This is a genomic window from Salegentibacter lacus (genome assembly GCF_020164555.1).
Lineage (GTDB): Bacteria > Bacteroidota > Bacteroidia > Flavobacteriales > Flavobacteriaceae > Salegentibacter > Salegentibacter lacus.
In genome coordinates this window covers 146,620-173,178 of record NZ_JAIQZB010000007.1, presented here as the reverse complement: position 1 = coordinate 173,178, position 26,559 = coordinate 146,620, and the positions used below count along the sequence as shown (strand labels likewise).

Below are 26,559 nucleotides of genomic sequence, written 5' to 3'. Positions count from 1 at the left end.
ATCTAAAAATAGCAATGCTTTACTGAAATGGGCATTATTGGTAACATGAATTTTATATTTTCGGTCCGCAATTGAATGAAAATGAGTCTATTTCAGTACATTCTTATATTACTTGTTCCGCTGCTGGCTGTAAATTTATACGCAGCGGTAGCTGAAGCCGATTGGCTAATGCAGGCTACCCAGCTTATTTTTGTTACCGGCCTTGCCGGTATCTATTTAAAGCTTAACAATAATGCGGGTTTTAATGCGATCCTCTTTTTCATCTTTTTCTTTCTAGCCCAAATTAGCGGCTTCTTTTTTGATACCAATGGTTTGAGTCTTTTTTCACTCTTCTTTTATTTTGTTGCTTTTTTTGGATTAAGCCGGGAAGCCTTGCAACATACGCGAATGGAGACTGCCAGTAAAACGATACTGGTGTATTTTTTTCTTCTAATTTCGGTGAATACCTATTTACTGTTAACGCACGTGATTGAACTAGAAAGATTTATGAGTAGTGAGCTTGAATTTGATATTTACATAGCTTACTACAGTATTTTGCTAATTATGGGTATTATTTCTCTTATCTATTATTTGAATTCCTATTCTAAAAAATCAATTTATTTTGTGACGCTGGTACTTACATTTATATTTTCAGACGTTTTTAGAGATTCATCGCATTTTTATATGAAGGATTCTGCTATTTTAATTACCGGTAATTTGCTCTGGTATATCGGCTTAATCTCTAGTTTGCTTTTCTTCCTTACTCCAGAGCGAAAACTGCGCTTGCTTAACCTTCTTTAAAAGTCTAAAGATTTTCCTGTTTATTTTTTAACAGAAAAAACAAAGCTGTTAAATATGTGCTTTTCTTTTAAATACAGAAGTGAATTTTAGTCTCTGAAATTGGCAAAATCAATACATTTGTCGCCCGAAAATTTTGCATTTTTCAGTTTTAAGACGAAATAGCATAAATCTTTTCGATTATCATAAAAAATTAAAACAGAATGAAATCATTTATTGGTACCGGTGTGGCTTTGATAACTCCTTTTCAGGAAGATTTATCTGTAGATGTACAAGCACTGGAAAACCTGGTAGAGAACCAGATTGAAAATGGAGTAGATTACCTGGTGGTTTTGGGAACTACCGCCGAAAGCGCCAGCCTTAATAAAGAAGAAAAACAGCTTGTAATAGAGACTGTTGTAAAACAGAATAATAAACGCCTGCCCCTTGTTTTAGGAATGGGCGGAAATAATACCTACGCCCTTTGTGAAGAATTAAAAGTCACAGATCTTTCTGCTTTCGAAGCTATTCTTTCGGTCTCACCTTTTTATAATAAACCAACCCAGGAAGGGATTTATCAGCATTTTAAAGCCGTATCTGCCGCTTCACCGCTTCCTTTGATACTTTATAATGTACCGGGAAGAACTGCATCTAATATGCTTCCGGAAACAATAAACCGTATCGCGAGAGATTTCGATAATGTAATTGGAGTGAAAGAAGCTGCGGGAGATATGGTACAGGCAATGAAATTAATAAGCCTGGTACCAAAAAATTTCCTGGTAATTTCAGGAGACGATATGCTTACTTTGCCTATGGTCTTAGCGGGTGGAAGAGGAGTGATTTCGGTAATAGCGCAAGGATTCCCTGCGGAATTCTCTAAAATGGTTTCTCTGGGATTAGAAGGGAAAGCATCTGAAGCATACGCACTTCATTATAAATTGCAACGATCTATAGACTTGATTTTTGCTGAAGGAAATCCCGCCGGAATTAAAGCTTTACTTGCTTTAAAAGGAAGTATTCAAAATTACCTAAGATTACCATTGGTGAAAGCTACACCTGCACTTCAGCAGCAAATTGAAGATTTTCTGAAAAATTTTAAATAAACTAGTGGGGAGTATTTAAATCTCGAATATCGAGTGAATTTTAAAAACTAATTACAGAGACTGTCTGAAAAGTTTGGTTTCGTCAAGCTGAACTTGTTTCAGCTTCTAACATGTTTTGAATATCAACATTTTAGATTCTGAAATGAATTCAGAATGACGATTTAAATTCTTTTCAGACAGTCTTATTTTTTCAGCTTGGACCTTAATTTCCCCATTTTCAGTATAATAAAAAGGGAGTTAAAAGGTTATCTAAGGCGGTAACACAAAGTTTTTTTTATACTGAAGAAAAATGTACTTTTGCCAGATGTTTTTACAAATGATGAAGAAAGCAATTTTATTAGCAGCAGTTGTAATGTTAACTGTGTCCTGCGGGGAGTATCAAACCTTACTTAAAAGTGATGATGCCGGAGCGAAGTATACCTATGCTGAAGAGTTATACAACGAAGCCCAGGAAGAAAATAGCAAGAAAAAGTATCGCAAAGCCCTTAGGTTGTTTGAACAGATTGTTCCGCAGTATCGCGGTAAACCACAGGGAGAGAAACTTAGTTTCTTATTTGCTAATACCTATTACCAATTAGGTGATTATTACCTTTCTTCTTACGAGTTTGAGCGTTTTCAGCAATCTTATCCTAATAGTGATAAGGTGGAAGAAGCAGCTTTTAAAAAAGCAAGAAGTTTTTACGAACTTTCTCCAAGATACGATCTTGACCAAACCGATACTCATAAAGCAATTGCAGAACTTCAGGCTTATTTAAACACGTATCCTGAAGGCGAACACGCCGAGGAAGCCAACGATATGGCTGCCGAATTACGTATAAAATTGGAAAAGAAGGAGTATGAAATTGCTAAGCAATACCATTTAACAGGAGAAGCCCGTGCCGGTAACTACCAGGCCGCGATCACCTCGTTTACAAACTTCCTTTCTAATAATCCCGGGTCTCCTTTTAGGGAAGACGCTCATTATTATAGATTCGATTCGGCCTATCAATTGGCAGTGAACAGTTTTAGGGATCTAATGGAAGAGCGACTTAAACAAGCCCTGGAATATTACCAGGAATATAAAAAATATTACCCGGAAGGCGAATATACTGAAGCGATAGAAGCTTCAGCTGAAGACATAAAATCACGCTTACAAAATTTTTAATAGTAGAAGAAAGATGGATATTAAAAAGACAGACGCACCAATTAACACAGTTACCTTCGATAAGAACAAGGTAGACGCGCCAACAAGTAATATATACGAGGCTATTTCAGTGGTTGCGAAAAGAGCAAACCAAATCAATTCTGAGATCAAAAAAGAATTGTTGGAGAAGCTTGACGAATTTGCGACTTACAACGACAGTCTTGATGAGATTTTTGAAAATAAAGAGCAAATTGAGGTTTCTAAGTTTTACGAAAAACTTCCAAAACCACACGCTCTTGCTATCCAGGAATGGTTAGATGGTAAAATCTATTACCGTAACACTAAAGATTCTGAAGAAGCAGAAGCTTAATTAAGATGTCTGTACTAAAAGGCAAAAAAGTGCTTATGGGCATAAGCGGTGGTATCGCTGCTTACAAATCTGCATTTTTAGTACGATTATTTATTAAAGCCGGTGCACAGGTAAAAGTTGTGATGACGCCGGCTGCAAAAGAATTTGTTACTCCGCTTACGCTTTCTACCTTATCTAAAAATGAGGTTTTTTCTTCTTTTACCGAAGATGATGAAGATGAGCAATGGAACAATCACGTAGAACTCGGCCTTTGGGCCGATTTTATGGTTTTAGCCCCTGCTACAGCCAATACTTTATCCAAAATGGCATCGGGCAACAGCGACAACTTTTTGCTCGCAACATACCTATCGGCGAAATGCCCGGTTTTCTTTGCTCCGGCAATGGATTTAGATATGTATAAGCACCCTTCCACCAAAAAGAGTTTTGAAAGCCTAAAATCTTACGGAAACATTATGATTCCCGCCGGCACCGGTGAACTTGCCAGTGGATTAAAAGGCGAGGGGAGAATGGCAGAACCCGAAGAAATAATCAGTTTTCTTGAAACGCATTTTTTAGAGAATCTACCCTTGCAGGGAAAGAAAGTTTTAATTACTGCCGGCCCAACTTATGAAGCCATAGACCCTGTTCGCTTTATAGGAAATCATTCCAGCGGAAAAATGGGATTTGAACTCGCTAAAAAAGCGGCTGCGCTTGGAGCTGAGGTGATCCTGGTTTCAGGTCCTACACATTTGGAAATTGAAGATCCAAAAATCAATTTAATTAGAGTGGTTAGCGCACGTGAAATGTATCTTGCCGCACACGATTATTTTGAAAATGTTGATGTCGCTATTGCTGCTGCAGCGGTTTCAGATTATAAACCAAAGATCGTTGCCGCACAAAAAATTAAAAAGGCTGAAGAGAACTTAAGCCTGGAACTTACCAAAACCCAGGATATATTGTTGTCCATGGGCAAAAAGAAAACCCACCAGAAATTGATAGGTTTTGCTTTAGAAACAAATAATGAGCTGGCACACGCCAGGGAAAAACTCGTTAAGAAAAACCTCGATTTTATCGTGCTTAATTCTTTAAACGATCCCGGTGCAGGTTTTAAAAAAGACACCAATAAAATTACTTTGGTCTATAAGGATTCCGAAAAGGCTTTTGATTTAAAAACGAAGACCGAGGTCGCTACCGATATTTTAAACGAAATTGTACATTTGTTAGATGCGTAAATTACTGTTGATTATCCTTTTAGTTACCGGGATGCCTTTTGTGGCCGCCCAGGAACTCAGTTGTGAAATAGTAATTAATACCGATCAAACCGGGCAAAGCAACCTTTCAGTTTTTAGGACCTTAGAGAATTCGCTGCGCGAGTTTGTCAACCAAACTTCATGGACAAATAAGGAATTTAAGCCTCAAGAACGCATCAACTGTAGTATGTTTATCACTATAAACGATTTTGAAGGCGAATCTTTCAGTGGAACAATTCAGGTGCAATCTTCAAGGCCGGTTTACGGATCTAGTATGATTAGCCCGATATTAAATTTTAACGATGCGCAATTCAGCTTTAATTATCGCGAATACCAGCCTTTAAATTACAGCCAGAATTCCTTTTCAAATAACCTTGTTTCCGTAGTTTCATTTTATGTCTACACTATTTTAGGAATGGACGCCGATACTTTTGCTCCTGAAGGCGGCACAGAATATTACCAGGAAGCCAATCGTATAGTAAATACCGCACAACAAAGTGGCCGAACTGGCTGGAGTGGTGCCGATGGGCAAAGCTCACGTTTTCGATTAAATTCTGATCTACTCTCAAATATGTTTGCTGAATACCGTACTGCTTTATATGAATATCACCGGATGGGACTGGATGTAATGCATAAAGATCCTGAAGCCGGAAAATTGGCTATTGCTGATGCAATTGAGAATTTAACTACAATGAATTCCAGGAGGGCAAATTCTTTACTACTTAGAAGTTTTTTTGATGCTAAAGCTGATGAGGTAACCCAAATTTTTAGCGATGGCCCCGAAATTGATCGTCCGGGTTTAAGTGAGACTTTAAGCGGCCTGGCACCAAGATACGCTCGAAACTGGAGAAACCTGCAATAAAGAATTTTTACTCCATAATCGAGATTTAAATACGCTATCCTTCTATCCAGATGCCTCTAAATTCCAAATCTTTCCTTTTATTATTGTTTGTGTCTTTACGAAAGTTTATTGTTGATTAGGAGTAATTTCTCCCGTATATTTATCGCAAATTTAGTTCACATTGCTCACAGCTCTATCCATAAAAAATTACGCCTTAATTGAAGATATAAATATTAAACTTCAGGAAGGATTTACCATTATTACAGGAGAAACCGGTGCCGGAAAATCGATTATGTTGGGCGCACTCGGACTTCTCTTAGGTAACCGCGCCGACTACGGAAGCATTCGTGATGCTGACAAAAAATGCGTGATAGAAGGAAGTTTCAATATCTCTAATTATAAGCTGAAAGATTTCTTTGTTTCTGAAGATCTGGATTATGAAGAAAATACCATAATCAGGCGGGAAATTTTGGCTTCAGGGAAATCCCGCGCTTTTGTAAACGATACGCCGGTAAAACTCACTTCTTTGAATAAACTGGGAGAATATTTAATCGATATCCACAGTCAGCACGAAACTTTAAGTTTGGGAAATAACGATTACCAGTTTCAGGTAATTGATACTATTGCCAATAGCGAAACTTTGCTTTTAGAATATAAAACCGAACTAAAAGCCTATAAAAAGTTACAAAAGCGTCTTGTAGAATTAAAAGAAGAGCAGGCGCAGGCTACTAAAGAATACGATTACAATTTATTTTTACTGAACGAACTTGAAGAGGCACGTTTAGAAATCGGGATGCAGGAAGAACTCGAAACCCGTTATGAGGAGTTGAGTAATGTTGAAGAATTAACTGAGAATTTAAGTTCCGCTTTAAATTTACTGGAGCAGGAAGAAATTGGAAGTTTGGATAGCCTAAAACAGGCTCGTGCCTCTTTGTCCAGAATTGCCAATTTATCCTCAAATTATGAAAATCTACATCAGCGCATAGAAAGTGTGATTATAGAACTTGACGATCTTTCTTCAGAAGTAAGTGATGCGCTGGACAGGGTAGAAGCCAATCCTGAAGAACTTGAAGCCACAAATCAAAAACTTCAGTTGATTTATAATCTTCAGAAAAAACATTCCGCAGAAAATATTGAAGAATTACTGAAGATCAAGGACGAACTTCAGGAAAAAGTTTCGGTAAGTGAAAATGCCGAAAATACGCTTTCAGAATTAGAAAATGCAATTGTAAAGCAGGAAAGTAAATTGGGCGCTATTGCTACGAAATTACACGAAAAACGAAAAGCTATAGTCCCGGCCTTTATTAAAGAAGCCGAAAACTTACTGGGTGATTTAGGAATGCCTAACGCCCGATTAAAAATAGATTTAAAAAAAGCTCCAAATTTTCTCGCTAACGGTCAGGATGAATTAAACTGGTATTTGGCTGCGAATAAAGGCGGCGATTTTAAGGAAATTAAAAAAGCAGCTTCCGGTGGGGAACTTTCCAGAATTATGTTGGCTGTAAAAAGTATTCTTGCAGCGCAAAGCAAACTTCCTACCATTATTTTTGATGAAATTGATACGGGAGTTTCAGGAGATATTGCGCAGAAAATGGCGGGAATTTTACAACGAATGGGGAATGCGATGCAGGTAATTGCCATTACCCACCTTCCGCAAATTGCCGGGAAAGGAAACAGTCATTTCAAAATATTTAAAGAAGATTCGGCGAATGCCACCACCACCAAGATTGAGGAATTAAAAGACAGCGAGCGGGTAGAAGAGCTGGCGATGATGCTTGGAGGTAAGAATATAGGAGATTCGGCGCGGGCTCACGCACGTGCGCTACTGGATTAAAACTATGTCCCGAAAGTAATTTTGTTATATTTACTGCCTCAATAAACAACCAATAAAATTAGATCACTATGTCATATAACCTGTTAAAAGGAAAAAAAGGAATTATTTTTGGTGCTTTAGACGAAAATTCTATCGCCTGGAAAACTGCTGAGCGCGTTAAAGAAGAAGGCGGGGAGTTTGTACTTACCAACGCTCCAATCGCTTTAAGAATGGGAACTATTAAGGAACTGGCTGAAAAAACCGGGGCTGAAGTAATTCCTGCCGATGCCACAAAAATCGAAGACCTGGAAAACCTGGTTGAAAAGTCTATGGAGATCCTTGGCGGAAAAATTGATTTTGTACTTCACGCCATCGGAATGTCTGTAAACGTTAGAAAAGGGAATCATTATACTGATCAGAATTACGATTTCACCCATAAAGGCTGGGATATTTCTGCGGTTTCTTTTCATAAAACAATGCAGGTACTTTACAAAAAAGAAGCGATGAACGAGTGGGGAAGTATTGTAGCGCTTAGCTATATGGCCGCACAACGTGTATTTCCCGATTATAATGATATGGCAGATAACAAAGCGTTTTTAGAATCTATAGCGCGTAGTTTTGGTTATTTCTTTGGGAAAGATCATAAAGTGAGAGTGAATACCATTTCACAATCTCCAACCCCAACTACCGCAGGACAGGGTGTAAAAGGATTTGACGGCTTTATTGCTTACGCTGATAAAATGTCACCGCTTGGTAACGCTACTGCGTTAGAATGCGCTGATTACACTGTAAGCTTGTTCTCTGACCTTACCAAGAAAGTAACGCTTCAAAACCTTTTCCATGATGGTGGGTTCTCAAATATGGGAGTTAGCCAGGAAGTGATGGAGTCTTTCGTAAAAGGGCAGGAGAATAAATAATACATATTTAACCGCTTACTAAAAAGCCTTTGCCCAACTTTACTCTGAAATAGATTCAAGGTGAAGTTGGGTTTAATTATATTTAGTAATTAATTAAAAACTTCAGATTTTGAACCCGGAATATTCTTTTGTAATTCCTGTTTATAACCGGCCCGGGGAGGTTAGGGAATTGTTAGAAAGTATGCTTCAGCTAAAGTTTGATCGTGATTTCGAGATCGTGATTGTAGAAGACGGTTCCAGTATCTCTGCTGGGGGAATCGCAACAGAATTTCAGCAGAAACTCAATATAAGCTACTATTATAAAAAAAATACCGGACCCGGAGATTCTCGAAATTTCGGAATGCGAAAGGCCAAAGGTAATTACTTTCTTATCCTGGATTCTGATGTTTTATTACCTGAAAATTACTTGCAGGAAGTAGATAAATTTCTTCAGGAAGATTACTGTGATTGTTTTGGGGGACCGGATGCTTCCCATCCTTCTTTCAGCAAAACTCAAAAAGCCATAGATTACTCCATGACCTCCTTTTTCACTACCGGTGGGATTCGAGGTAAAAAGTCTTCTGTAAACGATTTTCAGCCCAGGAGTTTTAATATGGGGATTTCAAAAAAAGCCTTTGAGGCTTCCGGCGGCTTTGGGAAAATTCATCCCGGCGAAGATCCAGACCTTTCGCTTCGACTTAAAAAACTGGGTTATAAATTATGTTTAATTCCAGATGCCGTGGTGTTTCATAAGCGCCGCATAGACTGGTCAAAATTTTATACCCAGGTGCAAAAATTTGGGATGGTGAGGCCTATTTTAAACAAATGGCATCCGGGCTCAGGAAAGATCACATACTGGTTTCCGGCGGTTTTTAGTTTAGGATTTTTAATGGCTATTTTACTTTTAAAGCTTGGAATTTGGTGGTTATTCCTTTTATATGTACTATATTTTGTGATTATTGCCACAGATGCCACTATAAAAAACAAAAGTTTAGAAATTGGTTTCCTGGCCGTTTACGCCACTTTGGTACAATTTTTTGGGTATGGGTACGGTTTTATAAAATCCCTGTGGCATATTCATATATTAAAACAGGATCCGGAACACGAATTCCCAAATTTATTCTTTAAAAATGTTTAAAAACATAAGATTTAAACGAATTTCTATTAAAAAATCCAGCTTAAAAAGCTTTGGGTTCTTTTTGTTATTTTCTTCCTTCATCTGGTTTTTTGTTCAAATTTCTAAAGAATATACCCAGGTAATAGATATTCCCGTTTCTTATGTAAATGTTCCAATAGATAAAAGTATTTCTAAAGAGCGTCCCGGAAATTTACAAATGCGAATTCAGGATAAAGGCTTTGCTATTTGGTATTACCAGATCTTTAGACCCGAGGTAAAATTAGATCTCAGCAAAGCTTCAGAAAAAGATGGCGAATTGGTTTATAATTTTGAAGCTAACCGCGAAGTATTGGAAGAGCAGGTAAATATCAATTTCGAAAAAGCTCGTTTTATTCAGGAAAGCCTTGCGATAGAATTTCAACCCAAGAAAAATAAATGGGTAAAAGTTACGCCTAGTATAGATTTAGGCTATGCAGTGGGTTATTCGGCCAGTGAGCCAGTAAGTCTGCAACCGGACTCTGTGCAGGTTAGCGGTCCCGAAGATATTATTGACACCCTGCAAAATTTAAATACAGTTTATTTAAAGATTAACGACATTAATACCAATGTTTCCGGTAGGGTGAAAATCGATACTTCTAACCTTGGAATGTTGAGCTTCTATAATAATGAGGTAACCTATAGCCAGGAAGTAGAGAAGTTTACTGAAGGTAGTGTAAAGGTGCCGGTAGAAATTTTAAATTTACCCGAAGACACCAATATTTCTATATTTCCGAAGGAAGTATTAGTGTATTTCCAGGTGAATTTAAAGCAATATGAAATGGTGAAAGCCGATAATTTTAGAGTGGTTTGCGATTTTAACGATATAGATGACGGCGACGACTTTATTATAGCCAGTATAGCAGAATCACCTTCGTTTGTTAGAAACCTTCGGCTAAACGAACGTAAGATTCAATTTGTAATAAAACGATGATGATAGTTGGACTTACCGGAGGCATAGGCAGTGGCAAAACCACCGTAGCGGGCTTTTTTAAAGAAAAAGGCATTCCGGTTTATATAGCCGACGATGCAGGTAAACGCCTTTTAGAAACTTCAGCAGAAATCAGGGGAAAAGTAGTAGCTTTAATTGGCGAGAAAGCTTATTCTGGTAACACTCCCAACCGCAAACATATCGCTTCCGTAGTATTTGACGAATCAGATAAATTGGAAGCCCTTAATAGCATAATTCACCCGGCCGTAGCTAAAGATTTTGAAACCTGGAAAAACGAACAAAATTCGGTTTACGTACTTTACGAAGCTGCAATTCTTTTTGAAGCCGGTGGTTATAAAAAATGCGATGTGAATATTTTAGTTACTGCAAGTAGGGATGAAAAACTAAGAAGATTACAGCAACGCGACAATAGTTCTCTTGAAGAAATTGAAGCCCGAATGGCTAAACAATGGAGTGACGAACAAAAGAAAAAACTAGCCGATTTTGAAATTGAAAATCACGATTTAGCCCTTACAAAATCTCGGGTTGACGAATTACACGAGATTCTCTTAAAACGAGGTAAAAATAAGTAGAAGTTTTGTTAACATTTGGTTAAACGCTTCAAGCCCTAAATGTTAAAATCTTACTTTTGGGCACATGAATAAAAAGCTTTTTTTACTACTCGTTATCTTGATGAGTCTCTCCCTTATCGGTATTATTTTCGTACAGGGATACTGGATTAAGAGCACCGTAGATGATAAAGAAGCACAGTTTACCTACGATGTAAAACAGGTACTCTTAAGAGTGGTTAATGAAATTGAAAACCAGGAGATTGAAGATTACTGGATGAAATTTAAAGATGCCGACAGTACTAACAGTCGGTTGGAATCTGCTACAATTACCGAATATTCTTACGTAAACGAAAACAAGTTAAGAAACCAAACCTTGTTTCATTCTGATGCCATTCTGGAAGAGGATTACAAGGTTTCTTCCGGTTTTATAGAATCGGCCCGCGATAGTATCCCGTTCACCAAGCTCATCAATAAAAAGGTGACCAGTATTGTGAATAACCGCGATAATATAGACGGCAGTGGCCTTAGTTCTCAGCAGCAAATAGAGCGTATTATTCGTATGGATGAATACGAGAAGAATTTGCTTAAAGAATATATTGCCGAGCATACCAGTAGGCTTCCGCTGCACCAAAGAGTGAACGAAGCTACTATAGAAAGACTTTTAGCCCAGGAATTGAGCAATCGCGATATCAATTCAAATTTTGAATATGGCGTTTATAGCAATAGTATTTCTACAAATCTACACAGCGATAATTTTTCCCTAAGTCACCCCGCCACTTATGGGGTTCCGCTTTTTGCAGACGATATGGGCAATAGTAATTACCAGTTGCTGGTTAATTTTACCGAGAAGAAAAAGGTAGTGCTCTCGTCTATTACTTTAATGGCGTCATTATCGATTATCTTTACTCTTATTATTGTAATTGCATATTCCAGCGCATTATCTCAATTAATAAAACAACGGCAGATCTCACAGATCAAAACCGATTTTATTAATAATATGACCCACGAGTTTAAAACACCCATTGCCACTATAAACCTGGCTTTAGATGCAATTAAAAACCCGAAGGTTAGCAGCGACGAAGAAAAGAAAAAGCGCTATCTTAAGATGATTCGTGACGAAAATAAAAGAATGCACGCCCAGGTAGAGAATGTATTACGAATTTCTAAACTGGAACGAAACGAGCTGGACCTTAAAAAAGAAAGAATTCAGCTACATGAGTTGGTAGAAGATGCCATTGCCCACGTAGAACTTATTGTAGAAGATCGCGGCGGTTACGTAACCACACATTTTGGAGCATTGCGTTCTTCAATTTTAGCAAACCAGGATCACTTTACCAATGTAGTGGTGAATATGCTGGACAATGCGGTGAAATACTCACCCGAGGAGCCTAAAATTGATATTTATACTGAAAATGTAAAGAACTACATCATTCTTAAAATTCGCGACCAGGGCGCGGGAATGACCAAGTTGGTTCAAAAGAAAATATTTGAAAAATTTTATCGCGAACATACCGGCGATATCCATAACGTGAAAGGACACGGCTTAGGTTTGGCTTATGCCAAGCGAATTATAGAAGACCATCACGGGCAGGTTTCGGTAGAAAGCGAAAAAGGAAAAGGAAGCACATTTATAATTAAATTACCTCTAATATCTTAAATATATGGAAACTGAAGACAAGAAAATTTTGTTAGTAGAAGACGATCCAAACTTTGGAACAGTCTTAAAAGATTATTTGGCGATGAACGATTACGAAGTAACGCACGCCAAAAATGGAATGGAAGGATTTGAAAAGTTTAAAAAAGACGATTTCGATCTTTGTATCCTTGATGTTATGATGCCTTACAAAGACGGCTTTACGCTGGCTAAGGAGATAAGGGAGAAGAATGAAGAAATCCCAATTATCTTCCTTACCGCCAAAGCGATGAAAGAAGACGTGCTTAAAGGCTATAAAGTTGGGGCAGACGATTACCTTAACAAACCTTTTGACAGCGAAGTATTGCTTATGAAGATTAAAGCGATTATGCAGCGTAAAGCTACAGATAGCGTGGCAGATTCTAAGCAATTTGAGTTCGAGATTGGTGGTTTTCACCTTAACTCTAAACTAAGGTTCTTAACCTTTAAAGAAGAGGAGCCGCAAAAACTTTCTCCAAAAGAGAACGAGTTGTTGCGTTTACTTGCCCTGCACGAAAACGATTTGATGCCAAGAGAGCTGGCGCTTACTAAAATTTGGAGAGACGATAACTATTTTACCTCCAGAAGTATGGATGTATATATCGCCAAACTGCGTAAATACCTTAAGAAAGACGAGAATGTTGAGATTTTAAACATTCACGGTGAAGGATTTAGATTGGTGGTAAAGAATAACGAAAATGCCGAAGCATAAAGCAAGGTAATTTCAGTTTCCGGGAATAATGAGAGTGACTAATATTTAATTTAGTCTCTTTACTGTTTACCTTCATCCTGAACTTGTTTCAGGATCTAGGTTGTAAAGAACTTAGATGATGAAATACCCCGAAGCTTCGGGGCAGCACGTAGCGAAGAGACTTTAATATCCAAAAAGTCATTCTCATTGTTTTCCTACCCGGAATTTTTTTAACAAATCTCTCTCGATCACTAATTGGTCTGGTATTTTTATGCCTTGTTTTAATTACGGAAATCCGTATAATTAACGTAATTTTTAAATCTTTCACGCCACAATATTTATCTTTACTGCCGGAGGCGCTAATATCCGGCTATGAAGCATTGTTACTCAACACATCCCGGTTTTATTTTTCGGCTACAGCCGTTTGGTGCTACTACTGCGTTTTTTCTACTCTTTTTTTTACTGAATTTTTCTTTTGGGTTTGGGCAAGGAATTACTATTTCCAGTAATGGAGATGAAGGGCCTGTTTTCACTCAGCAACAAACTATTCCCTTAACTTTTGAATTTGAAGAACCAATTACTGGTTTTGAGGAATCTGACATTAATGTGGATAATGGAACCCTTTCTGATTTTTTTGTAACAACTCCCGAATTTGAATGGATAGAGAGTTATGATGTTGATGATTTTGAGGTGAATCTGGCAGATGCGCCAAATATTGAAGCTAAGACTGATCGAGTAATACTTTCAGTTGCTACTAATAGTATAGGAGAAATATTCGTACTTACTTTTGGAAATGGAATAATTAAATATGATTTAGATGGAAATAGAAGCACTTTTAATAACGGTGATGATTTAGAGAGTCCGTTAGATATTGCATTTGATAGTGAGGATTATTTATACGTAGCAGACAACGGTCAAGCGCGCCAAATAAAAGTTTATTCTCCCGACGGAAATTTTTTACCAAGTAGAACAATTGGAAGCGGTAATGCCGGAAGTAGTGAAAATAACTTCTATGGTCCAATAGGATTAGCATTTGATTCTGAAGATAATTTATATGTGACAGATGCTTACAATGGACCTTCACAAGATGAATTCGACAGATATTCGGTTAAAATTTATTATTCGAATGGTGATTATGTCCGATTCATTGGGGATAACGGATATGAATTCAATAATCCCTACCGAATTGCTGTAGATGATGATTTGAATGTATATGTTAGTGATGCTGGAGGTGATAACGGTAGAGTTTTAGTGTTTGATTCAGAGCAAAATTTTATTGATATCCTAGAAGGTGCAGATGATAATTTAGGATCACCAGGAAGTATTGTAATAGACAATAATTCAGGATTTATTTATATAGCCGATTTGGGCGAAGAAATAAGTATTGGACAATTTTTACTTGCTCAACAAAACCCCGAGAATTTATTAGATGTTTTCCCGGATATAGTTGAGGGAATCGAAAATGATGAATACGAGATAAAAGTATTCGATGAATCCAGAAATTATATTGAATCAATTTCTAATAACATAGATTTACCTATAGATTTAGCTTTAGATTCTTGTGGTAAATTATTAGTGTTGAATGCATACTTTTCAGGAGAAATATTTGATACAATATTTGGTCCTATACCTGATATTTATCTTGATTTTGATATTGAATTTTACAACCGTTTACCGAATATTTTTACTGCAAATTTAGAAATTGATGAAGAATGTTTAGTATCAGAAGTTAGTGTCGCAGCAAATGTTGGCGAAGATGCCGAATGCAATAATACCCCGGCCAGCGGAGATACTTTTATTTCCACCTGGGATCAAACTAAACCGGTTAGAGATATTTGTGTGGAAGATGATATTACAGTTCCAAGCGGTTTTGTTGTTCCAGACTATATTGACAATGGTCAAGTCAGTTTTAGTGATAATTGCGGTGTAGAAAGTCTAACATATTCACAAACTCCTGAGGAATCAGAAACCATAACCCAAAATACAACGGTTACCATAACTGCTACCGATAAAGCGGGAAATGTTTCTGATGTTTGTTCTTTTGATTTGGTGGTAACCCAGCAAAACAGCCCTCCTGATGCTGAAGATGATATTTACGAAGTAGATCAGGGTGGAATACTTACGATATCTGCACCGGGTGTGCTATTAAATGATAATGATCCTGACGGGGATAACCTCACCGCACATTTAAGGCTAACTGTTGCAAATGGGGATTTTAGTTTTGCTTCCAATGGTTCATTTACTTACGAACCAGATCCAGGTTTTGCTGGAGTAGATGTTTTCACTTATGAGGCATATGATGGCGAAGAATTTTCGGGTGAAGTAACAGTTACCATTACAGTTAATTCAGTCAATTCTGCACCCTTAGCCGATGATGATAATTACACAACAAATCAGGACGAGATTTTAAATATAAGTTCACCCGGTGTTTTAGGAAATGATGAAGATGCAGATGGTGATCCTTTAACTGCAATTTTGGTGGATGGGTCTCAAAATGGAACTTTAGATTTTAATTCTGACGGTTCATTTTCATACGAGCCTGCTCCCGGTTTTTCAGGAGTAGATACCTTCACTTACAATGCAAACGATGGGGAAGTTAATTCTAACACAGCAATAGTTACAATCACAATAAACTCCATAGATCCCAACGCACCGGAAATAGATTGTGTAAATCACGAGGTTTTCCTCGATGCAAATGGGCAGGCCACTTTAGATCCTGAAGATATTTTTGCTGGCGAGCGGGGAAATTTGGTGTTAAGTGCAGATATCGAAGATTTTGATTGTTCCAATCTTGGCGAGAATACCGTGATTTTAACCGCTACAGATCCTGATACAGGCTTAAGTAGCAGTTGTCCTACCGAAGTTTTGGTGTTGGATGATATTTTACCCGTAGCAAATTGCGTTTCCGGTTATGTAGTGAATTTAGATAACAATGGCACCGCAAGCATAAACCCCGAAGATCTGGACGATAATTCAACCGATAACTGCGGAATTGTTTCCTGGGCATTAAGTCAGACAGAATTTACTACCGCCGATATAGGGGAGGTGCCAGTAACTTTAACCGTTCGGGATGATGCCGGGAATATAGATTCCTGCGAGACCACGGTGGAAGTGCGTGACGAAGCTTCAGGAGAGTTTGAATGCCGGGAAAATATTGAAGTTTTTCTTGATGAAAACGGCGAGGCCAATCTCAACCTCCAGGATCTCTACACCGGTGACGCCAGCGGAATTAACCCGACTGCAAGTCGGTTAAATTTTACTTGCGAAGATTTGGGCACTGCTATTATTCAGTTAGATTATTCCGGGGAGCAAACCGGCAGTTGTATGATAAATGTAGATGTTAGCGATGAACTTCCACCAGAGATCGATACAAACCTGGTAGAACTCACACTAAACCCCGAAGGTTTCGCCTACCTGGAAGAAACCGATATTCTAGCCGAAGATAACTGCAGCGAGGAACTTATTTTTCGTTTTGGTAAATCGGTTTTCACCTGTAAAGATATAGGTGCAAATACTGTGAATGTTGAGGTTGAAGACGCCAGTGGAAATGTAACTGAGCGAAATATCCAGGTTAAGGTAAACGGCGAATCCTGTGAGATTCCGGAAGAGGACGGAATTGAATTTCTTTTTCTCTACCCAAATCCCAATAACGGTATTTTCACCATCGCCACTCCCGAAGGAATGTCTATTGAGTATATACGAGTGTTCGATTCCCGGGGGCGGTACATTCTGCAACAGAATTACAACGCCAATGCCCGCTTTTACAGGATGACCATCCAGGGCGTTGAAGAATCGGTCTACACCCTACAGATTTTCACCAATGAAGGTGTAATGATCAAACGAGCGATTATTAAAAGATAGTTTTTTTAAGTAGGCACTTTTTAAGTGAGCAGTCTCAGTTGGGAGGGGTTGTTGTTTGGAGTTACCAGTCACTTCGATTCCGACGGGAGGAGGAAGTATCGAGAAGTGCAATACAGTTAGAACTTACAACGGTTCTCGATACAGCGGTATTTCCGCTTTCAGCTCCAATACCGCTACTGGAACTGACGGCCAGAGATTGTGGAATAAAATATATTAGTGCATTCGTGGCTGAACAACAAACCCGAAACCACAAACAATAAACAGAAAACAGAAAACCGGGAACTGAGAACTCCACAACAGACAACCCACAACTGACAAAAACTTTTATATAAAATTTAGCATAAAAAATCATTCATTCCTCTGAATGTTTTAATAGTTTTCAGCAACAACTGATTATTGCTAACTATTTAAACCAAAAAGATGAAGATTCAGAAAGTATTGGTGGCCAATCGTGGGGAAATCGCGATTCGAATTTTTAGGGCCTGCACCGAAATAGGAATTAGAACCGTAGGGATTTTCACCTTCGAAGATCGCTACTCCCTCCACCGTTACAAAGCTGATGAATCTTACCAGATCGGGCCCGATAAGGAGCCTTTAAAACCTTACCTGGATATAGAAGCCATTATCAACCTCGCCAAAAAGGTGGGTGCCGATGCCATTCATCCCGGTTACGGATTTCTTTCTGAAAATGCTAATCTTGCACAGGCCTGTAAAGACAACGATATTATTTTTGTTGGTCCCGAAGTATCGGTTTTAAAGAGTTTGGGCGATAAAGTCACCGCGAAAACAGTAGCGGTTAAGAATAATGTTCCCGTGATTCAGAGTAACGAGAAGGAACTCGAAAGCCTGGATATAGCCATAGAAGAAGCTAATAGAATTGGTTATCCCATTATGCTGAAAGCTGCCAGCGGGGGTGGTGGCCGTGGAATGCGTGTATTACGCGAGGAATCCGAATTAAAAAAGGCTTTTTCAGAATCTAAACGGGAAGCGCTCAACGCTTTTGGGGATGATACTGTTTTTATAGAAAAATTCATTGAAAACCCCAAACACATAGAGATCCAGATCGTGGGAGATAACCACGGCAATATGGTTCACCTTTTTGAAAGGGACTGCTCAGTGCAGCGCCGCTATCAAAAAGTAATCGAATTTGCACCTTCGTATAATCTTAATCAAACCACCAAGGAGAAACTTTATGAATATGCCGTGAATATTTGTAAAGCGGTGAATTATAATAATATTGGAACAGTCGAATTTCTGGTAGATCATGATGGAAGTATCTATTTTATCGAGGTGAATCCACGAATTCAGGTGGAACATACCGTTACTGAAGTAGTAACCGGAATAGACCTGGTTAAAGCGCAGTTGTTTATTGCCGGCGGATATAAGTTGAGCGACGAACAGATAAAAATTAAAGATCAGGCTTCACTTAGCACCAACGGTTTTGCCCTACAGTGTAGGATTACTACCGAAGATCCAGCAAACGATTTTCAGCCCGATTATGGTACGATTACCACTTATAGAAGTGCTTCCGGATTTGGAATTAGGCTTGATGCCGGGAGTTTGTACCAGGGCGTGACTATTTCGCCATTTTTCGATTCTATGCTGGTAAAAGTTTCCGCTAGTGGGAGAACCCTGGATGGTGCCTGCCGGAAAATGCGCCGGGCTTTGGCCGAATTTAGAATTCGTGGAGTAAAAACCAATATTCCATTTTTAGATAATATTCTTCAACATGAGAGATTCAGAGATGGAAGTGTTACGGTAAATTTCATCGCCAATAATCCTGATCTTTTTAAGCTGAAGGAAACCCGTAACCGCGCTACCAGGATGGTTGAATTTCTTGGCGATGTTGTGGTAAACGGAAATCCAGATGTAAAAGGCGTAAAAGAAAAACCAAAACTTATTAAAGCTGAAGTTCCTGCGTTTGATCCGCACGCAGCTTATCCAAAAGGAACCAAAGATTTGCTTACCGAACTCGGTCCGGAGAAATTTGCCGAATGGTTAAAAAACGAAAAGAAAATTCATTTTACCGATACTACTTTTCGGGATGCGCATCAAAGTTTGCTGGCCACCAGGATGCGAAGTATCGATATGCTGAAAGTGGCTGAAGGTTATGCCAAAAATCATCCTGAAACATTTAGTATGGAAGTTTGGGGCGGTGCTACTTTTGATGTTTGCCTCAGATTTTTAAATGAAGATCCCTGGGAACGCCTGCAATTACTGCGTAAAGCAATGCCGAATATACTGCTGCAAATGCTAATGCGCGGTTCTAACGGTGTTGGTTATACCGCTTATCCCGATAATTTAATCGAAAAATTTGTAGCGGAAGCCTGGGAAAATGGGGTGGATATTTTTAGGATTTTTGATTCCCTAAACTGGATGAAATCGATCGCGCCCTGTATAGAATATGTGCGCAAAAACACTTCTGGACTTGCCGAAGCTTCAATTTGCTATACCGGTGATATACTTGACAAAAACAGTAAGTATAATTTGGAGTATTATCTTCAGCTGGCAAAAGATATTGAAAATGCCGGGGCACATATTTTGGCGATAAAAGATATGGCGGGTCTGCTAAAACCTTATGCTGCCGGCGAGCTGGTTTCCGCATTAAAATCAGAAATAAATATACCCGTGCATTTGCACACACACGATACTTCGTCTATACAAGCGGCTACTTATTTAAAAGCGATAGAGTCCGGGGTAGATGTTGTAGATGTGGCGCTGGGTGGACTTTCCGGACTTACCTCGCAGCCTAACTTCAATTCCCTCGTGGAAATGACCCAATCCAGTGAGCGTAAAGCCGATTTCAATATGGAAAAGCTCAACGAATACTCGCATTACTGGGAAGCGGTGAGAAAATATTACTTTCCGTTTGAAAGCGGACTTAAAGCCGGGACTGCTGATGTATACAAACACGAAATCCCCGGTGGGCAATATTCCAATCTTAAGCCCCAGGCCGAGTCTTTAGGTTTAGCATCCAGGTTCCACGAGATCACTGCCATGTATTCCAAAGTAAATAAACTTTTTGGCGATATTATAAAAGTTACACCAAGCAGTAAGGTGGTGGGCGATATGGCGCAATACCTGGTGAGCAATAACCTGAGTATAGAAGATGTGATGGAAAAAGGCGAAAACCTTTCTTTCCCACAATCGGTAGTGAATTTCTTTAAAGGCGATTTAGGGCAACCTCACGGTGGTTTTCCGGCTGAGGTGCAGAAGATCATTCTAAAAGGCCAAAAACCGTATACCGATAGGCCTAATGCGCATTTAGAGCCTATAGATTTTGAAAAAGAATTTAAAGACTTCTGCGATATTTTTAAGGAAGGAATGGGCCGAAAACTGGAAATGACCGATTTCCTTTCCTATAAATTATATCCAAAAGTATTTACCGAATATTTTAATCATTACCGAAAATTTGGAGAAGTGATGAATATCCCCAGTCCTAATTTTTTCTACGGAATGCAACCCGGCGAAGAGATTACGGTGGAAATGGATAAGGGAAAAACTTTGCTTATTGAATTCCTTTCTGTAGGAACCGCAGATGAAGACGGACTCGTTGATGCGTTCTTTAAAGTAAACGGACAAACCAGGACGGTGAAAATTCAGGATAAGTCGGTTAAAGTAGAAAAGGTAGTGCATCAAAAAATAGATAAGGAAAATGATAAGGAAGTCGGCGCACCTATACAAGGTTCTATTTCTTCAGTTTTAGTCGAAAAAGGACAGAAGATTAAAAAGAACGAACCTTTATTTGTGATTGAAGCGATGAAAATGGAAACCACCATCACCGCCACAAAAGACGGCGAAATAGATGAAATAATTCACAAGGAAAGCACCATGGTCTTTGCCGATGATTTAGTAATTAAACTTAAATAAAATGTAACCAAATTTTTGGCCTATCGAAAGTTTAACGTCCGATTTGAAGCGAAAACCACGTAAAATTTTAGGCTGTTTGAGCCAAACGGATTTTTGAAGTTTAACCTATTACGCTGGCGAGTTCCTAAAATTTAGTGGTTGAGCAATAAATCTAGTTAAAGTTTCGTAAGCCTAGACTTTTTTGTTTCTTTTTTGGGCAATGCAAAAAAGAAAAAGTAAGACAATTTTATATTTAAAATATTTAGTATAAACACCAAACAACAAACCCCAAACATAAAAACGCGAAGCAAAATGTTTCACCACACGCATCCCTATGAACCTTTTATCCCAGAAAACGCTACAAAACTGATCGTTGGTACTTTACCGCCACCACGGTTTACAGAAGGGCAATTTAAGGAAGGTGACGTTGATTTTTGTTATGGAAGCCGTGATGGACTCTTATGGATTGTACTCGATAATATCTTTGAACTCGATCTTAAATTCGAAACTACTGAAGAGGCTGTGAGACAGCGTAAGGAATTTCTAAAAAAACGGGGGATAGGCATTTGCGATATGGTAGAAAGCAGCCGAAGGGAAAAAATAGACGCTTCAGATCTTGGAATGCAAGAGGTGGAGCTTAGGAATATGATTGGAATTTTAAAAGAAAACACAAAAATCGACACGCTACTTTTTACCGGCGGAAATTCTAAAAACGGTCCTGAATATTTTTTCCGAAGACACTTAAAAAAGATAGATAGTGATATCCGGTTGAAAGTGATTTCTAATGAAGTTCCCAGGGTACATCAATTTATACTGGACGGCCGCCTTATCAAAACCGTATCGCTAACCGCACCTTCCGGTTCCGCCAACCGGGCTATTGGCAGTATGGAACTTTACAAGCAACTCAAGCAAAAAGATAAAGATTTTAATACTATAGATTTCAGGGTTATGCAGTATAAGGGGTGGTTTTGATTTTATGGTTTCACGTCATGTTGAACTTGCCCGCCTGAAGGTTGGGGCAGGTTCGGAGTGATGAGTCATCCGTCATGCTGATTTCTATTTCAGCATCTAACATGAATGGAACCGAAGACTTCATTTCAGCATCTAACAACAATATAACCGAAGAATCTCATTTAAATCTAGACCCCGAAATAAATTCGGGGTGACGAATATATAAAAACAAAAACCCTGAATCTAAAAGCATAAACTTTCAAATTCAGGGTTTCCAGACGTAGTCAACTTACAACTACTGTAACTCTTTCTTGTCCTGTTCGGCCATCGTGGTAGGTTTCACCTTAAATTTTTTACGTTTAGGGCGCAACTTGCCGTGAGTGCCTATAGCAATTTTTCCTCTTTTTGTTTTTTTATCACCACGACCCATAATTACTTTTTGTTTTGTTGGTCTTTTATGGTCTTTTCGTCATAATCCACCTCATTTGTCCGCTTCTTTGTGTCTCCGGTTGGATTGGTTGGATTTTCCTGATCTTTAGTTCTTTCTTTTTTATTTTCTTCAATTGGGCCTCCCATAATTCTTGTTTTTTTTGATTCAATTCTAAGATAAGAAATTAGAGTGTAAAAACCTCCTAAGAGCATGTTAGAATTTGGTTAAACCGGCCTGATGCTTTTTACAAAATCGGCTATCTTATTTTTGCCATTTTTGTTGAGGTGTTTAATAAATGCCGAACCAATAATAGCTCCCTTAGCGTATTGAGTTGCCTGCTGAAAACTTTCGGCATCGCTAATTCCAAAACCAACCACCTGCGGATTTTTAAGTTGCATATCATTTACCCTTTTAAAATATTTTTTTGTCTCATCACCAAAGCCGCTGGTAGAACCGGTAACGCTGGCTGAGCTTACCATATAAATAAAGCCGTTGGAAACCGAATCAATAAACCGAATGCGCTCTTCGGAAGTTTGTGGTGTTATTAGAAATATATTTTGAAGTCCGTTTTCCTCGAAAATCTGCATGTATTGTTCATTATAAACATCAACCGGAAGATCAGGGATTATAAGTCCGTCAATGCCTGTTTCTGCACATTTCTTACAGAATTTCTCCACGCCATACTGAAGAATAGGATTAAAATATCCCATAATAATCAGCGGAATTTCAACTGAATCCCTAATTCCCTTAAGTTGTTCAAAGAGTTTATTGGTGGTCATTCCACTTTTCAGGGCTTTGGTAGAACTTTCCTGAATGGTAGGCCCATCAGCCAACGGATCGCTAAACGGTAAACCAATTTCTATAAAATCCACACCATTTTTTTCCAGTTCCTGAAGAATCGAAACCGTATCTTCGGTTTCAGGATAACCCGCCGTAAAATAGATAGACAGTAGTTTTTGCTCTTCCTGAAGTTTTTTATTTATTCTGTTCATTTTCAATATTCTTATAAATTGTCATTCTGTCCCGAAACTTTGGGATATTTCAGAATCTAATTTGTTTTCAATTTTTTCGCCACGAATACACTAATATGTTTTTCGTCATTGCGAGGGCAGCGCCCGTCGCAATCTTTTTTTTATTCTGGTACGTCATTCTGAACTTGTTTCAGAATCTAAGCTGATATATCAAACTCATCTTAGAACCTGAAACAAGTTCAGGTTGACGATAACTCATATTTTATTTTAAACTTTTATAATAATTCCCCCTTTGGGGGCTAGGGGGCTTTTTACAAATCAAAATAGTCAATATAAGTACTCAAATCTTTATCTCCACGTCCGGAAAGATTGATCACTACAATATCATCCTTTTTAAACTTTCGGTCTTCAAAAATCGCCAGGGCGTGAGAGGTTTCAATAGCCGGGATAATACCTTCCAATTTGGCCAGTTCAAGCCCGGCATCCATTGCTGCTTTATCGGTTATCGAAATAAATTCTCCACGACCACTCCTAAATAAATTAGCGTGCATTGGGCCAACTCCCGGATAATCGAGCCCTGCAGAGATGGAGTAGGGTTCGGTAATTTGCCCGTCGTCGGTTTGCATTAGCAGGGTTTTACTCCCGTGGATAATTCCTTCTTTTCCCAAAGCTGAAGTCGCAGCGCTTTCACCACTTTGTATGCCTTTTCCAGCCGCTTCAACCGCGATAATCCCAACCTCAGGATTATCTAGATAATGAAAATATGCTCCGGCAGCGTTGCTTCCGCCACCTACACAGGCCACAACATAATCCGGATTTTCACGACCTTCTTTTTCTTTCAGCTGTACTTTAATTTCTTCAGAAATCACCGCCTGAAACCGCGCTACCATATCGGGATAGGGGTGAGGCCCCACCACCGAACCAATAATATAATGCGTGTTCAGCGGATTGTTGATCCAATCCCGAATTGCCTCATTGGTAGCATCCTTTAGCGTTCGGCTACCCGATTTAGCCGGAACCACCGTGGCACCCAGCATTTTCATTCGGGCCACGTTTGGCGCCTGTCGCTCAATATCAACCTCGCCCATGTAAACGATACATTCAATGCCCATAAGCGCGCAAACAGTAGCGGTAGCCACACCGTGTTGACCCGCACCGGTTTCAGCGATAATACGATCTTTTCCCAGGCGTTTTGCCATTAAGATCTGGCCGACAGTGTTATTCACTTTATGTGCACCGGTGTGGCAAAGATCTTCTCGTTTTAGATAGATTTTTGTGCCATATTTCTCACTAAAACGCTTGGCATAATAAAGTGGCGTCGGCCGCCCCACATAATCACGCAGCAGATCTTTAAATTCTTTCTGAAAAGATTCTTCTTTCATAATATCCAGGTATTGCGAACGCAATTCCTCTACATTTGGATAGAGCATTTCGGGAATAAAAGCTCCCCCAAAATCGCCGTAATATCCTTTTTCGTTAGCCTGATAGCTCATTTTTATTTGTTTTATTTGTAGTGCCACGAGTGCACTAGTTTTTTTATTCAATTGGAAACTTGTGATTTACGTCATCCTGAATTTATTTCAGCATCTAAATTTTCAAAAATTTCAAATTCTTTTTTTTGCCGAATACACTAATATTTTAATTCGTCATTACCGAAGTTTTTAAAACTCCAAACTCCAAAACTGACAACCGAGAACTCATAACCGAGAACAGACAACTCAAAACCACTTAACAAATTTTTCCAGCTTTTCAACATTTTTAAAACCCGGTTTCTCTTCAAATTTACTATTTACATCTATGGCATAAAGCAAATTTTCTTTTCCATTTTGCTGAAAATAAGCCTTTAGTTTTTTGATTTCCTCAACTTCCTCCGGCCCGATTCCCCCGCTGAGGAAAAAAGGTTTTTCCGAAGGATATTTTTTTAAAATCTCCCAGTTGAAAGTGATCCCATTTCCGCCTTTGTTTTGTCCTTTAGTGTCAAAAAGGAAATAATCTACAACAGCTTCATATTCTTCTAAACGATTAAAATCGAAATTGTCTTTTACAGAAAACACCTTAATTATTTCCAACGGAGTTTCCATCAAGAGTGTTTTTAGTTCAGCGCAAAATGCCGCAGACTCATCCCCGTGAAGTTGAATCGCATTAAGATCGTGTTTCTTAATTTTTTCAAGGATAACATCGATTTCTTCATTGACAAAAACTCCGGTTTTCTTAATTGCTGAAGGGATTTCCGGGATTTCGGCATCAAAATATCGAGGGGTTTTTTCATAAAAGATAAAACCCATATAATCAGGCTGAAGTTTTACAACTTCGCTGATGTTTTCGGGATCTTTCATCCCGCATATTTTGAGTTTTAGATTTTTCATTTTTACTTTTTGTTAACCACCTCCCCCTTCGGGTACTCCTACTTAAAAAGGAGGAGAGCTGGTGTTGGTTTTCGTCATCCTGAACTTGTTTCAGGATCTAACATGATGTTAACAGCCTAGACCCTAAGTACTCAATTCTTTCACAAACTCTGCCGCTGCTTTACCTGGATTATTTGTTTTCATAAAATTCTCCCCGATTAAAAAACCTTTATAGCCATATTGCTGCAAATCTTTAATCGCTTCAACCGAGCTGATTCCACTTTCCGAAACTCTCACGAAATCTTCCGGTATCTTTTCTGAAAGTTCTTTGCTGATTTCGGTGCTGACTTCAAAAGTCTTTAGATTTCGGTTATTTACACCCAGCATATCCAAACTAGGCATAATAGACTTTTGTAATTCTTCTTCATTATGAACTTCCAGCAATACCTCCAGGCCAATGCTTTTTGCAAACTCTGAAAGCGATTTTATTTGCTCCCTTTCCAAAACCGCGGCAATAAGTAGAATAACATCAGCTCCGTGAGCTTTTGCTTCCAGAAGTTGATATTCATCAATAATAAATTCCTTTCGCAACAATGGCATTTTAACCGCAGCACGGGCATAAAGCAAATCGTCTAGAGATCCCCCAAAATATTTGCCATCAGTAAGAACCGACATTCCTGAAATACCTGCTTCTTCATAACCTTTGGCTACATCTTCCACATTTAAATCCTGGTTGATGACTGATTTTGAAGGGGAACGTCTTTTATGTTCGGCAATAATCCCGGTTTTGCTGATTGTTAGCTTTTGAGCCAAAGAAACTGTTTGACGCTCAAAAAGCGCCGATTGCTCCAATTGCGAGATAGGCACTACTAGCTTTTTTAAAACCAGTTCTTTATGTTTATCGGCTATTATTTTGTCTAAAATGTTCATAATTATGTTATGCGTTCTCAGTTATGAGTTCTCTGTTTTTCCTTAACGTCATCCTGAAATTGTTTCAGGATC

General features: G+C 38.6%; 22 protein-coding genes. 16 read left to right on the top strand and 6 right to left on the bottom strand.

Translation table 11 applies throughout. The features are described 5' to 3' along the window. Positions 1–81 precede the first annotated feature (81 nt). The 16 genes from LB465_RS07550 to LB465_RS07475 all read left to right on the top strand — a co-directional run bounded on the left by LB465_RS07550 (position 82) and on the right by LB465_RS07475 (position 21,832). On the top strand, positions 82–780 hold the full coding sequence (locus LB465_RS07550; RefSeq protein WP_224468843.1) for a hypothetical protein: 699 nt from the start codon (positions 82–84) through the stop codon (positions 778–780). A 200-nt stretch (positions 781–980) separates the two neighbouring features. Beyond that, positions 981–1,859: a 4-hydroxy-tetrahydrodipicolinate synthase gene (gene dapA, locus LB465_RS07545; protein ID WP_224468842.1), complete on the top strand. Its 879-nt coding sequence runs from the start codon at positions 981–983 to the stop codon at positions 1,857–1,859. Positions 1,860–2,178: 319 nt separating this feature from the next. Beyond that, entirely contained in the window at positions 2,179–3,003 is an 825-nt protein-coding gene (locus LB465_RS07540) for an outer membrane protein assembly factor BamD (protein ID WP_224468895.1), read from the top strand. Positions 3,004–3,016: 13 nt separating this feature from the next. After that, the gene (locus LB465_RS07535; RefSeq protein WP_224468841.1) at positions 3,017–3,352 is read left to right on the top strand and encodes a DNA-directed RNA polymerase subunit omega; all 336 of its coding nucleotides are present in this window, start codon (positions 3,017–3,019) and stop codon (positions 3,350–3,352) included. A 5-nt stretch (positions 3,353–3,357) separates the two neighbouring features. Further along, positions 3,358–4,563 (top strand): bifunctional phosphopantothenoylcysteine decarboxylase/phosphopantothenate--cysteine ligase CoaBC, encoded by a 1,206-nt coding sequence (coaBC, locus tag LB465_RS07530; protein WP_224468840.1) that lies wholly within the window; start codon positions 3,358–3,360, stop codon positions 4,561–4,563. Next, entirely contained in the window at positions 4,556–5,443 is an 888-nt protein-coding gene (gene porD / locus LB465_RS07525) for a type IX secretion system protein PorD (RefSeq protein WP_224468839.1), read from the top strand. The genes coaBC and porD overlap by 8 nt, the downstream gene beginning before the upstream one ends. A gap of 160 nt (positions 5,444–5,603) precedes the next feature. Further along, positions 5,604–7,256: a DNA repair protein RecN gene (gene recN / locus LB465_RS07520; protein ID WP_224468838.1), complete on the top strand. Its 1,653-nt coding sequence runs from the start codon at positions 5,604–5,606 to the stop codon at positions 7,254–7,256. 68 nt (positions 7,257–7,324) lie between these two features. Next, positions 7,325–8,152: an enoyl-ACP reductase FabI gene (locus tag LB465_RS07515; protein ID WP_224468837.1), complete on the top strand. Its 828-nt coding sequence runs from the start codon at positions 7,325–7,327 to the stop codon at positions 8,150–8,152. A gap of 109 nt (positions 8,153–8,261) precedes the next feature. Continuing rightward, positions 8,262–9,269, top strand: coding sequence for a glycosyltransferase (locus tag LB465_RS07510; RefSeq protein ID WP_224468836.1), 1,008 nt, complete (start codon positions 8,262–8,264; stop codon positions 9,267–9,269). After that, positions 9,262–10,218 (top strand): CdaR family protein, encoded by a 957-nt coding sequence (locus LB465_RS07505; RefSeq protein WP_224468833.1) that lies wholly within the window; start codon positions 9,262–9,264, stop codon positions 10,216–10,218. Before LB465_RS07510 ends, LB465_RS07505 begins: the two co-directional genes overlap by 8 nt. Next, on the top strand, positions 10,215–10,808 hold the full coding sequence (coaE, locus tag LB465_RS07500) for a dephospho-CoA kinase (RefSeq protein ID WP_224468831.1): 594 nt from the start codon (positions 10,215–10,217) through the stop codon (positions 10,806–10,808). The genes LB465_RS07505 and coaE overlap by 4 nt, the downstream gene beginning before the upstream one ends. A gap of 64 nt (positions 10,809–10,872) precedes the next feature. Continuing rightward, on the top strand, positions 10,873–12,444 hold the full coding sequence (locus LB465_RS07495) for a sensor histidine kinase (RefSeq protein WP_224468829.1): 1,572 nt from the start codon (positions 10,873–10,875) through the stop codon (positions 12,442–12,444). Between the two features lie 4 nt (positions 12,445–12,448). After that, the gene (locus tag LB465_RS07490; protein ID WP_224468827.1) at positions 12,449–13,171 is read left to right on the top strand and encodes a response regulator transcription factor; all 723 of its coding nucleotides are present in this window, start codon (positions 12,449–12,451) and stop codon (positions 13,169–13,171) included. A 351-nt stretch (positions 13,172–13,522) separates the two neighbouring features. Continuing rightward, positions 13,523–17,011 (top strand): Ig-like domain-containing protein, encoded by a 3,489-nt coding sequence (locus LB465_RS07485; protein ID WP_224468824.1) that lies wholly within the window; start codon positions 13,523–13,525, stop codon positions 17,009–17,011. Positions 17,012–17,431: 420 nt separating this feature from the next. Further along, positions 17,432–20,881, top strand: a complete 3,450-nt coding sequence (locus LB465_RS07480) for a pyruvate carboxylase (RefSeq protein WP_224468822.1) — start codon at positions 17,432–17,434, stop codon at positions 20,879–20,881. A 291-nt stretch (positions 20,882–21,172) separates the two neighbouring features. After that, positions 21,173–21,832, top strand: a complete 660-nt coding sequence (locus tag LB465_RS07475) for a uracil-DNA glycosylase family protein (protein ID WP_224468820.1) — start codon at positions 21,173–21,175, stop codon at positions 21,830–21,832. Positions 21,833–22,106: 274 nt separating this feature from the next. Here the strand turns inward: LB465_RS07475 and LB465_RS07470 are convergent, their stop codons facing one another. From LB465_RS07470 to trpC, 6 genes are all read right to left on the bottom strand, one after another. Beyond that, positions 22,107–22,241 carry a 30S ribosomal protein THX gene (locus LB465_RS07470; RefSeq protein WP_224468818.1) on the bottom strand — a complete coding sequence of 45 codons (135 nt, stop codon included), beginning with the start codon at positions 22,239–22,241 and terminating at the stop codon, positions 22,107–22,109. A gap of 2 nt (positions 22,242–22,243) precedes the next feature. Next, positions 22,244–22,387, bottom strand: a complete 144-nt coding sequence (locus LB465_RS07465; protein ID WP_176728208.1) for a hypothetical protein — start codon at positions 22,385–22,387, stop codon at positions 22,244–22,246. Positions 22,388–22,465: 78 nt separating this feature from the next. Continuing rightward, positions 22,466–23,233 carry a tryptophan synthase subunit alpha gene (gene trpA / locus LB465_RS07460; RefSeq protein ID WP_224468816.1) on the bottom strand — a complete coding sequence of 256 codons (768 nt, stop codon included), beginning with the start codon at positions 23,231–23,233 and terminating at the stop codon, positions 22,466–22,468. A 290-nt stretch (positions 23,234–23,523) separates the two neighbouring features. Next, positions 23,524–24,705, bottom strand: coding sequence for a tryptophan synthase subunit beta (gene trpB, locus LB465_RS07455; RefSeq protein WP_224468814.1), 1,182 nt, complete (start codon positions 24,703–24,705; stop codon positions 23,524–23,526). Between the two features lie 225 nt (positions 24,706–24,930). Continuing rightward, positions 24,931–25,578: a phosphoribosylanthranilate isomerase gene (locus LB465_RS07450; protein WP_224468811.1), complete on the bottom strand. Its 648-nt coding sequence runs from the start codon at positions 25,576–25,578 to the stop codon at positions 24,931–24,933. Positions 25,579–25,701: 123 nt separating this feature from the next. Further along, positions 25,702–26,487, bottom strand: coding sequence for an indole-3-glycerol phosphate synthase TrpC (trpC, locus tag LB465_RS07445; protein WP_224468809.1), 786 nt, complete (start codon positions 26,485–26,487; stop codon positions 25,702–25,704). Between the last annotated feature and the right edge of the window lie 72 nt (positions 26,488–26,559).

Excerpts from the sequence above, each read along its gene's own strand:
- LB465_RS07550 (WP_224468843.1), top strand. The coding sequence starts at position 82 with ATGAGTCTATTTCAGTACATTCTTATATTACTTGTTCCGCTGCTGGCT.
- dapA (WP_224468842.1), top strand. The coding sequence starts at position 981 with ATGAAATCATTTATTGGTACCGGTGTGGCTTTGATAACTCCTTTTCAG.
- LB465_RS07540 (WP_224468895.1), top strand. The coding sequence starts at position 2,179 with ATGAAGAAAGCAATTTTATTAGCAGCAGTTGTAATGTTAACTGTGTCC.
- LB465_RS07535 (WP_224468841.1), top strand. The coding sequence starts at position 3,017 with ATGGATATTAAAAAGACAGACGCACCAATTAACACAGTTACCTTCGAT.
- coaBC (WP_224468840.1), top strand. The coding sequence starts at position 3,358 with ATGTCTGTACTAAAAGGCAAAAAAGTGCTTATGGGCATAAGCGGTGGT.
- porD (WP_224468839.1), top strand. The coding sequence starts at position 4,556 with ATGCGTAAATTACTGTTGATTATCCTTTTAGTTACCGGGATGCCTTTT.
- LB465_RS07515 (WP_224468837.1), top strand. The coding sequence starts at position 7,325 with ATGTCATATAACCTGTTAAAAGGAAAAAAAGGAATTATTTTTGGTGCT.
- LB465_RS07505 (WP_224468833.1), top strand. The coding sequence starts at position 9,262 with ATGTTTAAAAACATAAGATTTAAACGAATTTCTATTAAAAAATCCAGC.
- coaE (WP_224468831.1), top strand. The coding sequence starts at position 10,215 with ATGATGATAGTTGGACTTACCGGAGGCATAGGCAGTGGCAAAACCACC.
- LB465_RS07495 (WP_224468829.1), top strand. The coding sequence starts at position 10,873 with ATGAATAAAAAGCTTTTTTTACTACTCGTTATCTTGATGAGTCTCTCC.
- LB465_RS07490 (WP_224468827.1), top strand. The coding sequence starts at position 12,449 with ATGGAAACTGAAGACAAGAAAATTTTGTTAGTAGAAGACGATCCAAAC.
- LB465_RS07485 (WP_224468824.1), top strand. The coding sequence starts at position 13,523 with ATGAAGCATTGTTACTCAACACATCCCGGTTTTATTTTTCGGCTACAG.
- LB465_RS07480 (WP_224468822.1), top strand. The coding sequence starts at position 17,432 with ATGAAGATTCAGAAAGTATTGGTGGCCAATCGTGGGGAAATCGCGATT.
- LB465_RS07475 (WP_224468820.1), top strand. The coding sequence starts at position 21,173 with ATGTTTCACCACACGCATCCCTATGAACCTTTTATCCCAGAAAACGCT.
- LB465_RS07470 (WP_224468818.1), bottom strand. The coding sequence starts at position 22,241 with ATGGGTCGTGGTGATAAAAAAACAAAAAGAGGAAAAATTGCTATAGGC.
- LB465_RS07465 (WP_176728208.1), bottom strand. The coding sequence starts at position 22,387 with ATGGGAGGCCCAATTGAAGAAAATAAAAAAGAAAGAACTAAAGATCAG.
- trpA (WP_224468816.1), bottom strand. The coding sequence starts at position 23,233 with ATGAACAGAATAAATAAAAAACTTCAGGAAGAGCAAAAACTACTGTCT.
- trpB (WP_224468814.1), bottom strand. The coding sequence starts at position 24,705 with ATGAGCTATCAGGCTAACGAAAAAGGATATTACGGCGATTTTGGGGGA.
- LB465_RS07450 (WP_224468811.1), bottom strand. The coding sequence starts at position 25,578 with ATGAAAAATCTAAAACTCAAAATATGCGGGATGAAAGATCCCGAAAAC.
- trpC (WP_224468809.1), bottom strand. The coding sequence starts at position 26,487 with ATGAACATTTTAGACAAAATAATAGCCGATAAACATAAAGAACTGGTT.